The sequence below is a fragment of the Paraburkholderia sp. FT54 genome (assembly GCF_031585635.1).
In the GTDB taxonomy this organism is placed as follows: domain Bacteria; phylum Pseudomonadota; class Gammaproteobacteria; order Burkholderiales; family Burkholderiaceae; genus Paraburkholderia.
Window position 1 is genome coordinate 111,760 of the sequence record NZ_CP134197.1, and the last position, 12,696, is coordinate 124,455.

At 62.7% G+C, this 12,696-nt stretch carries 8 protein-coding genes; 6 read left to right on the top strand and 2 right to left on the bottom strand.

The genetic code is table 11. The features are described from left to right. The first annotated feature begins 713 nt into the window (after positions 1 to 713). Entirely contained in the window at positions 714 to 1,769 is a 1,056-nt protein-coding gene (locus RI103_RS33260) for an AI-2E family transporter (RefSeq protein ID WP_310819081.1), read from the top strand. Between the two features lie 178 nt (positions 1,770 to 1,947). Here the strand turns inward: RI103_RS33260 and RI103_RS33265 are convergent, their stop codons facing one another. Next, positions 1,948 to 2,721, bottom strand: coding sequence for a TetR/AcrR family transcriptional regulator (locus RI103_RS33265; protein ID WP_310819082.1), 774 nt, complete (start codon positions 2,719 to 2,721; stop codon positions 1,948 to 1,950). Between the two features lie 546 nt (positions 2,722 to 3,267). On the opposite strand from RI103_RS33265, the gene RI103_RS33270 reads away from it, so the two are divergent. The 3 genes from RI103_RS33270 to RI103_RS33280 are packed head-to-tail and all read left to right on the top strand — an operon-like array spanning position 3,268 to position 8,968. Continuing rightward, positions 3,268 to 4,332, top strand: coding sequence for an efflux RND transporter periplasmic adaptor subunit (locus RI103_RS33270; protein WP_310819083.1), 1,065 nt, complete (start codon positions 3,268 to 3,270; stop codon positions 4,330 to 4,332). Further along, complete coding sequence (locus tag RI103_RS33275) at positions 4,329 to 7,502, top strand: efflux RND transporter permease subunit (protein ID WP_310819084.1); 3,174 nt, start codon at positions 4,329 to 4,331, stop codon at positions 7,500 to 7,502. The genes RI103_RS33270 and RI103_RS33275 overlap by 4 nt, the downstream gene beginning before the upstream one ends. Before the next feature lie 2 nt (positions 7,503 to 7,504). Continuing rightward, entirely contained in the window at positions 7,505 to 8,968 is a 1,464-nt protein-coding gene (locus tag RI103_RS33280; RefSeq protein ID WP_310819085.1) for an efflux transporter outer membrane subunit, read from the top strand. Positions 8,969 to 8,996: 28 nt separating this feature from the next. Here RI103_RS33280 and RI103_RS33285 read toward each other — a convergent pair whose 3' ends face one another. Then, positions 8,997 to 9,773, bottom strand: a complete 777-nt coding sequence (locus tag RI103_RS33285; RefSeq protein WP_310819350.1) for a TetR/AcrR family transcriptional regulator — start codon at positions 9,771 to 9,773, stop codon at positions 8,997 to 8,999. A gap of 155 nt (positions 9,774 to 9,928) precedes the next feature. On the opposite strand from RI103_RS33285, the gene RI103_RS33290 reads away from it, so the two are divergent. Together RI103_RS33290 and RI103_RS33295 are read left to right on the top strand one after the other, a co-directional pair. Further along, positions 9,929 to 11,593 carry a bifunctional 3-(3-hydroxy-phenyl)propionate/3-hydroxycinnamic acid hydroxylase gene (locus tag RI103_RS33290; protein ID WP_310819351.1) on the top strand — a complete coding sequence of 555 codons (1,665 nt, stop codon included), beginning with the start codon at positions 9,929 to 9,931 and terminating at the stop codon, positions 11,591 to 11,593. A 13-nt stretch (positions 11,594 to 11,606) separates the two neighbouring features. Further along, positions 11,607 to 12,677 carry a VOC family protein gene (locus RI103_RS33295; RefSeq protein ID WP_310819086.1) on the top strand — a complete coding sequence of 357 codons (1,071 nt, stop codon included), beginning with the start codon at positions 11,607 to 11,609 and terminating at the stop codon, positions 12,675 to 12,677. Positions 12,678 to 12,696 lie beyond the last annotated feature (19 nt).

Sequence of the window (12,696 nt, forward strand, 5' to 3'; positions counted from 1 at the left end):
CCGGGACGACGGCAAGGTCGCAGCGGCGAAGAGCAACCAGCGGAAGAACTAGTCGCATCGTGATGGCGTGTGTTCAATGCATCGGATTTCATCGACACCTGTAGCGGGCGGGTTTGCGACGCCGGTTGAACAAGCACACGATTAAGGCTGACGGACATATCCCGAAAGCATTCAGCGCGTGGGAACGTTCCTTCACATGGGCGGCCCGCCAGAATGACGTACTGGCCGCACGGAAAGTCAGTCCGGGTTTATAGCGGATGATGTCCACGAAAAACTCGCTTCGATTCCTTCTCCCAGATCGGTCTTCGGTACGCCGGAGTCCGGTCCACATGCATTAATTGACATCGAGAGCAAAGCTGATAATAATGTCAATTAGAAGCTGGGGGAGCATGCGACGCCCGGCTGGTCACGGCTGCCCATGAGACTGAAAGAGTCTGCTACCGCGACGACCGCAGTGGTTCCGATCATGGATGGAAGGTAGTGTGACGTCGGGCGACCAACTCGAAGTGGCATGGTGATCCTTCAATTTCAGGCCTGAAGGGCGAACGTTTGTTGGAAAGACGTTGCCGCCTCGGCAAGTTTCTCCAGCGGAAGAGAGGGGCAACGATGCAGTGCCTCGCATTTGATCGTTTGCGTTCCCTGACGAACAGGACCGAACTGCACCGGTTAGTTCGAAATGTTCCACATCCCAATGCCACCCACACCTTGCGCTTATGACTTTGTACAATCGCCAAGCCCTCTCATGGGGCGCTGTAGTCTTGACGGTCGCTGTCTTGCTATGGATCTTGCGCCCCGTCCTCGCACCCTTCCTGCTTGGTGGGCTCATCGCATATGTTTTGCAGCCGGGGGTCGAGTGGCTGGTTCGTCATCGCGCGCCACGCGGGCTCGCGGCGCTCGCGATGATGTTGTTGTTCGGATTGATGGCTGCGCTGCTCGTTCTACTCGTGCTTGCCGTGATCCAGAAGGAGGGGCCTGAGCTGATCGGACAGATTCCCTCCCTGGTAGGGAAGCTCAACACGTGGTTGCAACCCAAACTGGCTTTCCTGGGCCTGAGCTACTCGCTCGATTTGGGCAATGTTCGCGACATGGTGGCGGTGGATCTCAAAGCGAGCGAACAGACAGTCGCGTTGGCTGTGTGGCAGTCCATGCGCACGAGCGGCAACGTGATGATCACTGTCGTTGGCAACGTCGTGCTGGTGCCGCTCGTGCTGTTCTATCTGCTCTATGACAGACACGAGGCGTTCGCTCGCCTGGAAAGCTTCGTGCCGCGGCGCTGGCTGGGCAAAACGCGGGAGTTCATGACAGACACAGACCAAATGCTGTCGCAATACCTGCGTGGCCAGGTACTCGTGATGGGGGTGCTCGCCGCGTTCTATCCGATAGCACTGACGATCGCGGGCTTTGAAATCGCGCTACCCGTCGGTCTTTTTACCGGGCTTGCGGTGTTCATTCCGTATATCGGATTTGCGACCGGGCTTGTGCTTGCGCTTTTAGCCGCGCTGCTGCAGTTCGGTAGCTGGTATGGTGTCGGCGCGGTGGTCGTCGTGTACGCCGTCGGCCAGATTCTCGAGAGCTTCATTCTCACGCCACGCCTCGTTGGCGAACGCATCGGCCTGCATCCGCTCGCGGTGATTTTCGCCTTGCTGGCCTTCGGCCAGTTCTTCGGCTTCTTTGGCGTGCTACTTGCGCTGCCGGCCAGCGCGATCCTGGCGACGGGGCTGCGCGAACTGCGCCGCCGTTATCTCGCGAGTGCGCTTTACGGTAGCTGACTCATATTCACAGCACCGCAGTACTGGGCGAGGAGGCCAGGGCGTGGGGCAACACGCGATCCGGCAGCCGTCTCCCCACTCCTTCGTTGTCGGCGCCGTTTCTCCCGATCACAGCTGCCTCGCTTCTCGTCTTGCCACCCCTCTAGCCGCACCCTGAGGCTGGAATTTGTCCACTCGATCAGCGGACAGGCGGTTTTGCTCGACAGGCCTTGGTTTCCGGCTTACCTGCGGGCAATGGCAACTGCGCAATTCGCTCCGCCTCCGCACGCTTCAGTCCAAGTGCCTGTAGCACGACTACTGCCGCGCGCTCCGCGAAGTTCTGGTCTCCGAGTCCAGATGCCTTCTGCCGCTGGACCGCTGGTGCGACGGAGGCGGAAGAGTGCAACTCAGCGGCGATCGCCGCGAAGATGATGCCCGTCACGGAAATGAGACACAGAAAGTGGTCCGGCACGACAAAGCGTTTCGCGGAAATGCCTCTTTGACTATCGCGCAGCATGCGCTGACCCAGGCCCCAGTTCAGCGCATGCACCGAAAAACCCTCGCGGATCAGGAGTTGTCCCCACACCGGCTCGCGGCGGGCGCGCATCAGCGTATGACGCACACAGACTGCGACCACTTCGGCCGGGTCGGACAGTCCGCTAGCCAGGCGGTCAAGCGAATCAGCGAACTCCTCGAACACCCACTCGACGAGTGCGGCGAAGATTCCTTCCTTCGACTCGAAGTGGTTGTAGAAGGAGCCGAAACCGACGTCGGCGGCCTCGGTAATGTCGGTGATCGCGACTGAACCCATTCCTTTTTCGGCGATTAGCCTGAGCGCAGCGTCGAGCAGCCGGGTACGAGTCTCCCGCTTGCGGCGGGTGCCGCGCGGCTGATGCCCTTCGGTCGCCTCGGCCGGAGCTCGCAGCTTTTGTGTGCGCTGCCGGGTCGCACGGGAGTTCGGGGTATCAGGCATCGCGGCTCCAGTTTTCTGTATTGCCATATTTTAGATTTATACGTCATAGTTGACAATATCATCATTTATAGATTTAATGTCACTGTCGCGAACGGATTGGTGACGGCGTGGACAGACGAATCTGGTTGCGACGGTGCCCGGAACAGGATGCTGCAGCGCCGGAGAGGAGTCAGCCACTGCCGTCCAGATCCATCAGCGCCGGGCCGGGGGAGGAGCTGTTTTACGCTCGGTCGCTGGCTGTTTCGTGCGAGTGACCGCATGCGATGACGAAGTACGAAGAGTTGCAAGCGGTTGTATCAGACGCAGCGAGTAGGAATACTAAGTTACAGGCATGCCGGATCGAGCGCTAATGCATTTGGCGAAGCATGCTGCCAGACACACCGTGTCTTCCGATGCCTCGCCCTTTCTTATTGCTGGACCATCACCTGTCTTGTGAACATCGTGAAACTTTCCGGTCTTAACGCGCAGACGCTTGCGCGCCCCTTCCTGTCGTCCGTCGCACGACCATCCCTCCGGGGACGTCTTCTCATTGTGGCTTGCGGCGCAATGCTGCTAGCGGCCTGCCACCAGCGCGAAACCGTCGCTCCTGAGCCGAGGCCCGTCGTCGCTGTCGCGGTTCATCCCGACGGGCGCACGGCGAGCGCCTCATTGCCGGCTCAGATACAGGCGCGATATTCCACGCCTCTTTCGTTCAGGGTTGGAGGCAAGGTCACCGAGCGGCGGGTGCGAATCGGCGATACCGTCAAGGCGGGACAGACCGTTGCGCTGCTCGACCCTACAGATCTGCGCAATAACCTGGCCAACGCGCGAGCGCAGCTCGATGCCGCCGAACATCGTCTCGTGTACGCCAAGCAGCAGCTCGATCGCGACCGCGCTCAGGCGCAGGCAAACCTGATCGCAACGGCGCAGATGGAGCAGACCCAGGACGCCTACGCTTCCGCCCTCGCGCAGCGCGATTCGGCGCTCGCCCAGATGGCCCTCGCCACGGATCACCTGCGCTACGCCACGCTCACCGCAGACCACGACGGCGTCATCACGTCGGAGGACGCCGACACCGGCCAGAACGTTCAGGCAGATCAAGCCGTCTATCACCTCGACTGGACGGGAGACGTGGATGTTGTCTGCGACGCGCCCGAGCGGACGCTTGGCGCATTGACGGTCGGCAGCAATGCGCGCGTAAGCCTGTCCGCGCTGCCGGGTAAGACCTTCGAGGCGCGCGTGCGCGAGGTGTCGCCCGCAGCCGATCCGCAAAGCCGCACCTGGCGCGTGAAGCTCACGCTGGCCGCGCCGAGCCCCGAAGTTCGCCTCGGCATGACGGCGAATGTCACGTTCGATGCCGTCGGCGACGCGCCAGCGGCACGTCCGTTCGCGCTGCCTGTCACCGCGCTTTTCCACAAAGGCGAGGACCCCGCTGTGTGGGTGGTGCGCGCCGGCAGCGACACCCTTGAGCTGCGCGCTGTCAGCATCGCGCGCTACGGCGAGCGCACGGTCGCCGTCACTGGCGGCCTCCACGACGGCGACCGCGTCGTGATGCAGGGCGTTCACGCAGTGAGCGCAAACCAGCACGTGCAGGTGGTGGCCCCGTTGCATCCGCAGGATTTTTCGTCATGAACGCACGCGACCATGAAACCGCGCGTGACAGCGCGCCCGTCACCCCGTCCGACGTCGAGGCACATGGCGAAGGCGGCTTCAATCTCTCCGCGTGGGCGTTGCGTCACCAGCAGCTGGTGATCTTTCTGATCGGGCTTGCAACCCTGTTCGGCGTGATCGGTTATACGCAGCTTGCGCAGTCGGAAGACCCGCCGTTCACGTTCCGGACCATGGTGGTCAAAACTTACTGGCCGGGCGCGACTGCCCGCGAGGTGCAGGAACAGATCACGGACCGGATCGGCCGTCAGTTGCAGGCGGCACCGTATGTGGACAACATCAAGAGCTACTCGCGGCCCGGCGAGTCGATGATCTTCTTCGCCATGAAGGACTCGGCCCCGGTCAGGGAAGTCCCCGAAACCTGGTACCAGGTGCGCAAGAAAGTGGGCGACATCGCCGCGACGCTGCCCAAGGGGACGGTTGGACCGTTTTTTAACGACGAGTTCGGTGACGTCTACACGAACATCTACGCACTTGAAGGCGACGGCTTTACGCCTGCGCAACTACACGACTACGCGGATCAGTTGCGCACGGTCCTGCTGCGCGTGCCCGGCGTCGCCAAGGTCGACTACTTTGGCGACCCGGACCAGCACATCTTCGTCGAGATATCGAATGCGGAGCTGACGGGGCTCTCTATCACGCCGCAGCAGCTCGCCCAGGCAATCGACGCACAGAATACCGTTGCGCCCGTTGGCACCATTACGACGGCGGACGACCGGGTGTTCGTGCGACCGAGCGGCGCGTTCAAGGACGTGCAGGCACTCGCCGACACGCTCATCACCGTGAACAAACGCACGTTCCGGCTTGGTGACATCGCGAAAATCACGCGCGGCTACGACGATCCTCCCGGCACGCAGATGCGCGTCGGGGGGCAAGCGGTGTTGGGTATCGGCGTGACGATGCAAAAAGGCGGCGACGTGATCAGCCTCGGCAAGGCGCTCGACGCGAAAGCCGCCGAACTGCAGGCGGCCCTGCCGGCGGGGCTCAAGCTGGCTGCCGTCGCGAGCATGCCCCACGCGGTCAAGCATTCGGTGGACGAGTTCGTCAGGTCGGTTGGCGAAGCGGTCGCCATCGTGCTGGTCGTGAGCCTCGTTTCGCTCGGCCTGCGCACCGGCATGGTCGTCGTGATCTCGATTCCGATCGTGCTCGCCGTGACAGCGCTGTGCATGCATGTGTTCAATATCGGGCTGGACCAGGTCTCCCTTGGTACGCTCGTGCTCGCGTTGGGGCTGCTCGTCGACGACGCGATCATCGCCGTCGAAACGATGGCCGTGAAGCTCGAGCAGGGGTGGAGTCGCATGCGCGCGGCGGCCTTTGCCTACTCGAGCACCGCATTCCCGATGCTGACCGGCACGCTCGTGACGGTATCGGGCTTTCTGCCGATCGCACTCGCGAAATCGAGTACGGGCGAATACACGCGCTCGATTTTCGAAGTGTCCGCCATTGCGCTGATCGTTTCGTGGTTCGCGGCTGTCGTGCTGGTCCCGTTACTCGGCTACCACATGCTGCCGGAGCGCAAGGCCCACTGGCGCGACGGCGCTCATGACGAACATGACGTCTATAACACCGGCTTCTACCGGCGCCTGTCGGATTGGATCACGTGGTGTATCGAGCGCCGCTGGGCCGTGCTTGGCGTCACTGCCGTGCTCTTTGCGATCGCGATGGCGGCCTTCACGCGCGTGCCGCAGCAGTTCTTCCCCAACTCGGAGCGGCCGGAACTGCTCGTGGACCTGCGGCTGCCGGAAGGCGCTTCGTTCGAGGCGACCCTGCGTGAAGCCAAGCGCCTGGAAAAGGCGCTCGACGGCCAGCCCGCGATCGAGCACTTCGTGGACTATGTGGGCACCGGCGCACCGCGCTTTTACCTGCCGCTCGACCAGCAGCTTCAGCAGCCAAACTTTGCGCAGTTCGTGATCACGGCCAAAAGTGTCGAAAACCGCGACGAGATGATGCACTGGCTCGATGCCAAACTTGGGCGAGAGTTCTCCGGCGTGCGCACGCGTGTGGCGCGACTCGAGAACGGGCCGCCAGTGGGATTCCCGATCAAGTTCCGGGTGAGCGGCAGCGATATTGCGACCGTGCGCTCGATTGCTGAAAAGGTCGCCGGAACGGTCCGCGCTGATTCCCGCACGCGCGATGTCCAGTTCGACTGGGACGAGCCGGCCGAACGGTCGATCTCGTTCGAGATCGATCAGAACCGGGCGCGCCAGCTTGGCGTGTCGTCGGAGGACGTATCGAACTTCCTGGCGATGACGCTTTCCGGTTACACGGTCACGCAGTTCCGTGAGCAGGACAAGCTGATCAACGTCGATCTGCGCGCGCCGAAGAGCGAGCGTGTCGATCCAGCGCAGCTCACGAGCCTCGCGATTCCGACGCCGAACGGCCCGGTTCCGCTCGGTTCCCTCGGACATGTTCGGGACGCGCTCGAGTATGGGGTGATCTGGCAGCGCGACCGCCAGCCGACGATCACCGTGCAGGCCGACATTCGCGGCAACGCGCAGGGCATCGATGTGACCCGCGATATCGAGCAGGCACTCGTGGAGCAAAAAGCGACGCTGCCGGTCGGCTATCGGATAGACGTGGGCGGCTCGGTCGAGGAAAGCGCGAAAGGCCAGAGCTCGATCAACGCCGAGATGCCGCTCATGATCATCGCAGTGCTGACGCTGCTCATGATCCAGCTGAAGAGTTTCCTGCGGACGTTTATCGTCGTGCTGACAGCGCCGCTCGGGCTGATCGGCGTCGTGGCGGCGCTGCTCCTGTTCGGCAAGCCCTTTGGTTTCGTCGCGTTGCTCGGCGTGATTGCCATGTTCGGCATCATCATGCGCAACTCCGTGATCCTGGTCGATCAGATCGACCAGGACATCGCGGCGGGGCACGGGCGTTTCGACGCGATTATCGGTGCAACCGTAAGACGCTTCAGGCCGATCATGCTGACGGCCGCCGCCGCCGTGCTCGCCTTGATTCCACTCCTGCGCTCAGCGTTCTTCGGACCGATGGCGACCGCGCTGATGGGTGGCATCACGATTGCCACGGGACTGACGATTTTCTTCCTGCCGGCGCTCTATGCGACCTGCTTCAGGATCCGGCGCGACGAGCGCGGGATGCAACCGGTTGTCGTCGAGCATACGGAGATTTGATCATGAAGCTGGCCTACAAGACATCCGTTCTCGCAGTGGCTACGGCGCTCGCATTGACGGGCTGCTCGTTCGGTCCCAATGGCGAGCCCCCGGTGATGCCTTCGCCCGGGCACTACGGCGCGCAGGCGCAGCCCTCGACGACTGTTGCCGCAGGCGGTGTTGCGCAGCGGTTCGATCTCGGCGCGACATCGATGCCGCAATGGTGGCGGCTTTACCGGTCCGACGCGCTCGATGCACTCGTCGACGAAGGCTTGCGCAACAGCCCGACGCTTGCAGGTGCGCAGCGAACGCTTGCGGCCGCGCAAGAGGAACTGCGCGCGCAGGTCGGTTCATCCACGCTGCCGTCAGTCGACGGTGTCGCCCAGGTTGAACGCGCGCGTTCACCCGTCGTGCCGGGGCTCGGCCCTGAGCAGGTGCAGTACAACTTTTTCGCCGGGCAGATTCAGGCGCATTACACATTCGACTTCTTCGGCCAGACGCGTTACGCGAACTCGGCGAGCGCCGCTCGCGTAAACGTGCAGGCGTATGAACTGGAAGCGGCCCGGCGCGCGCTTGCCGCCAACATCGTCGCCACGGCGATCAATGTGGCGGCGCTCGATCGCCAGATCGCGCTCACCGAACGGCTCGTCGCCGTGGCGAGCGCAGCTGCAAACGAGGATCAGCAACGATACGCGCTCGGGTCTATTTCGCATGTGCAGGCGTTGAACTCGACGCAGGACGCAGATTCGATCGCGGCGAGTCTTCCGACCATTCGCCAGCAACGCGCCTCAGCGGTCCACGCGCTGGCGGTATTGATGGGCCGGACGCCCGATAACGCACCGACCGTTCCTGACCTCGACAGCCTGGCGTTGCCCGAGCATGTGCCCGTCGTTGTGCCGTCAGACCTGCTGCGTTCGCGTCCCGACATTCAGGCCGCCGACGCCGCCGTGAAGGCCGCCGCGGCCGACGTTGGGGCTGCAACCGCGCAACTTTTTCCGAGCCTGTCACTAACGGGCTCGATGGGTCGTGGCGGCTTTAGCTGGCCTGCGGTGCTCTCAGGCGCGGGCGGGCTTTGGGCAATCGGTGCGAGCCTGTCGCAGCCGCTCTTCCATGGTGGGGCGTTGTTCGCGCAACGCAGAGCCTCGATGGATACCTACGATGCAGCGGTTCTGCACTACAAATCGACGGTTCTGTCGGCATTTCAGGATGTCGCGAATTCGCTGGCCGCACTGGACAACGACGCGCAGACGCTGGCATCTACCGAAAGAGCGAGACAGGCAGCCCGCACGGCATTCGACGAAACGGCGTCGCGCGCCCGCCTGGGTTCTCTGCCGTCGACGGCACAACACGCCAGCGAGCAGCGATTTCTCAATGCACAGCTTGGCGCGGTACGCGCCGGCAGCCAGCGCATGAGCGATACCGCTGCACTGTTCCAGGCGATGGGCGAATTGCCGGCCGATCCGCCGCACGTGACGTCAAGAGAATGACCTTGACTCCGTGAGGTCGGGGAGAGCGTCACGATGAACCGGGCCGCTCTCCATTGGGCGACACTTCCGCCTCGACGAGCGGCAACGCTCGCGTTGCAATCTTCTCCGCTTCGGCGCGCTTGAGCCCGAGTGTCTGCAGAAGCATTGCTGCCGTGCGCTCGGCGAAGTGCTCTCCGCTGAAACCAAGTTCGTCGAGCAGCTGCGCCGCCGGCGCGCCCGGTGCGACGAAATTCAGCTCGGCTGCAACTGCCGCGAGCACTGTGCCGCCCACCGAAAGAAAGCCGATGAACGGATCAGCGACCACGAAGCGCTTGGCGGCAATACCGTTACCAATATCCCGCAGCAACCGCTGACCCAGCCCGCGGCTCAGCATGCCCGCTGAAAACCCTTCGCGTATCAGGAAGCGTCCCCATACGGGATCGCGGCGCGCACGCATCAGGGTATGACGCACCGAGACAGCGATCACTTCTGCGGGGTCGGACAGGCCCCCGGCGAGGCGATCGAGCATGTCGGCGAATTCCTCGAACACGTTGTCCACAAGCGTCGCGTAGATGGCTTCCTTCGACTCGAAGTGGTTGTAGAACGAGCCGAAGCCGACGTCGGCTGCCTCCGTAATTTCGTTGATGGCTACGCCTTCCATGCCCTTTTCGGCCATCAGCCTCAGGGCAGCGTCGAGCAGGCGGGCGCGCGTCTCGCGCTTGCGACGGGCACCGCGCGGCTCGCGTTCTTCGGGAACGGCAGCCGGGGAGACTGACGCACCGCGGGCAGGGCGCTTTGCTGTCGGGCGATTTGAAGTGTTCGGCATGATCGGTCCAGTTTTGGCCATACCGAAGTATAGATGCTATCGTCTATATTGACAAAACACTCAACTATGACTTTAATGTCATTAACGGCCATCTAGTGCCGGTCTAGCAAACAACAGACGGAGTGACTGTGGAGACAGCAGCAAAAGATGATTCCGTGCCGTGCAGCCGGCATGGCGAGGGTCGTGCGCCGACCGGAGCATTTCCGTCGGCCGTGGATGTTTTATTGGTGGGTTGCGGACCGGTGGGTGCCACGATCGCGAATCTGTTGGCACGACACGGCGTGAACGTGATGGTTATCGACAGGTCGACTGAAGTATTCATGGCGCCACGTGCGATCGCTCTCGATAACGAAGCGCTGCGCATCCTTCAGCTTGCCGGCGTTGCGGAGAGCGATTTCGAGACAATTGCCATACCGTACGTCCGCATGAAGTCGCCCAGGCTGGGCCTGTTCGGCAGGGTGAATTCGCTGGGCAGTCTGGATGGCCACCCGAAGCTCGTCACCTTCTACCAGCCAGACCTGGAGCGGTGTCTGCGCGCCCGGCTCGAGACATACGACTGTGCGCATATCGCGTTGGGGGTCGAGCTCAAGAGCTTCACAGAGGAACGGGATCACGTGCTCGCATCTTTAGATCTCGGCCAGGGGCGCACTCATCTGGTACGCGCCCGCTATCTGGTCGGCGCGGACGGGGCGAGCTCATTGGTACGTCAGCTCATCGGGCAGGAATTCAAGGGCAAGACGTTCGCCGAGGACTGGCTGATCGTCGATGCCCGCCACGTGCCGCGTCCGATCGATCACATCGAGTTCATCTGCGATCACCGTCGGCCGATTCCGCATATGGTCGCGCCTGGCGGCCGTGAACGCTGGGAATTCATGCTCCGGCCTGGCGAGCGTCGCGAGGAAATGGAATCCGAGACGCGTATCCGGGAGTTGCTTTCTCCCTGGGGCAATGTGGACGACATGATCATCGAGCGCAAGGCCGTGTATCGCTTCCATGCGCGGGCTGTCGATGCATTCAGCAAGGGCCGGGTGTTCCTCGCGGGCGACGCGGCCCACATCACGCCCCCATTCGTCGGGCAGGGGTTGGTAGCCGGTCTTCGGGACGCCGCCAACCTTTGCTGGAAGCTCGCGTGGGTGGTGCAAGGACGTGCCGATCCAGAGATTCTCGATACCTATGACCAGGAGCGGCGCCCCCACGCGAAGGCGATGATCAACCTCGCGAAGTTCATGGGCAAGCTCGTTATGCCCCGAAGTGGCGTCGTCGCCTTATTGACTCACGGGTTGATGCGTCTGTCGAGACTCGTGCCACGCTTGCGCGCGCAATTCGAGGAACTGCAGATCAAGCCGAAGAATGCTTTCCGCCGGGGACTGTTCGTCCGGGGCCGCTCGTCGGCGAAGCTTGTTCGTGGTGCTGTTATTGCGCAAGGCTGGGTGAGAGGCTCGGATGGCACCACGCGTCTGAGCGACGACGCGCTCGGGCAGGGTCTCGCGCTGATCGGGTTCGGCGTGGACGCGGCGCCTGCGCTCGAGCCCGCGACGGCCGCAGCGTTTGCGCGTGCCGGAGGGGGCGTTGTCCAGATTGCCCATCGGGGGCAACGGCTGCATCTTGCCGCGCGCGACAGCTGGGAAGACCTCGACGGCGTCTTTCTTCCCGGGCTGGTGCCGCTCGGGTGGGCTGCCGTAGTGCGGCCCGACAAGACGATCGTCCACGACGGCCCGGCCACCGAAGCAAACCGTATCGTGCGCGAAAGTCTCGCCTTGCTGGGTAATCCCGTGAGTGTGCGGACACCGGAAGTCGAAACCGCTACTCGAACCGCCTGATTTCTTATCCATCATGAAACTCACCACTGCACAGCCGGCCCGTCACCCTGATCCCACCACGAAAGCGTCGGCATTAGCCTATCTGATATTCGACCGGCCGGACCTCGAGAAAGCCGAGCAGTTTCTCAATGATTTCGGGCTACAGACTGTATTGCGCGATGAAGCGCAATTGCTTCTGCGGGGAACGGGTGCTTCGCATTTCTGCTACGTCGTCCGGAAGGCGCCGAAATCCCGGTTCGTTGGTTTCGGGCTACAGGTCGACAGCAGGGCCGATCTTGATGCACTTGCAAAAGTGCCTGGCGCCTCCGGGGCCGAACGGTCGTCTTTGCCCGGCGGCGGCTATGTCGTACGGCTGGCCGATCCTTCCGGGTTCCGCGTCGATGCAATATGGGGCCACGCGCCAGCTGCGACGCTATCCCACCGGCCGCCATTGCCGTTCAACTCCGTGGATGCAGCCGTGCGCATTAACGGGACGCAGCGGCCGCCCGAGCACGCGCCTGAAGTTATCCGGCTCGGCCATGTCGTGCTTGAACTCGCCGACTTTCAGGAAACCAGCGCATGGTACACGCGGCATTTCGGGTTTATCCCGAGCGATGTGCAGGTGCTTCCCGATGGCTCGCCCGTTGTCGCGTTCATGCGGCTCGATCTTGGTGACAAGCCGGCCGATCACCATACGCTCGCGCTTGCACAAGGTTTCCTGCCCACCTACAGCCATAGCGCCTACGAAGTCGTTGACGCCGACGCGGTCGGCATGGGCCAGCGCGTCCTGCGCGAGCAGGGCTGGACGCACGCGTGGGGAATCGGACGACATATCCTGGGCAGCCAGATCTTCGACTACTGGCAGGACGCATGGGGCGACAAGCACGAGCACTACTGCGATGGCGATCTCTTTACGGCCGATGCGCCGACCGGTGTCCATGGCGTGAGCCGTGAGGCCATGGCGCAATGGGGACCGACAATGCCGCGCAGTTTCACGAAGCCCAAATTCACGCCTGCGAGCATCGTGGCGCTCTTCAGGAACCTGCGCCGCAGCCCCGACCTGACGCTGAGCAAGCTGAGGACGCTGGCAAAGCTTTTCGCCTGACCCAACTCTTTCCATCGAA

Excerpts from the sequence above, each read along its gene's own strand:
- RI103_RS33260 (WP_310819081.1), top strand. The coding sequence starts at position 714 with ATGACTTTGTACAATCGCCAAGCCCTCTCATGGGGCGCTGTAGTCTTG.
- RI103_RS33265 (WP_310819082.1), bottom strand. The coding sequence starts at position 2,721 with ATGCCTGATACCCCGAACTCCCGTGCGACCCGGCAGCGCACACAAAAG.
- RI103_RS33270 (WP_310819083.1), top strand. The coding sequence starts at position 3,268 with ATGCTGCTAGCGGCCTGCCACCAGCGCGAAACCGTCGCTCCTGAGCCG.
- RI103_RS33275 (WP_310819084.1), top strand. The coding sequence starts at position 4,329 with ATGAACGCACGCGACCATGAAACCGCGCGTGACAGCGCGCCCGTCACC.
- RI103_RS33280 (WP_310819085.1), top strand. The coding sequence starts at position 7,505 with ATGAAGCTGGCCTACAAGACATCCGTTCTCGCAGTGGCTACGGCGCTC.
- RI103_RS33285 (WP_310819350.1), bottom strand. The coding sequence starts at position 9,773 with ATGCCGAACACTTCAAATCGCCCGACAGCAAAGCGCCCTGCCCGCGGT.
- RI103_RS33295 (WP_310819086.1), top strand. The coding sequence starts at position 11,607 with ATGAAACTCACCACTGCACAGCCGGCCCGTCACCCTGATCCCACCACG.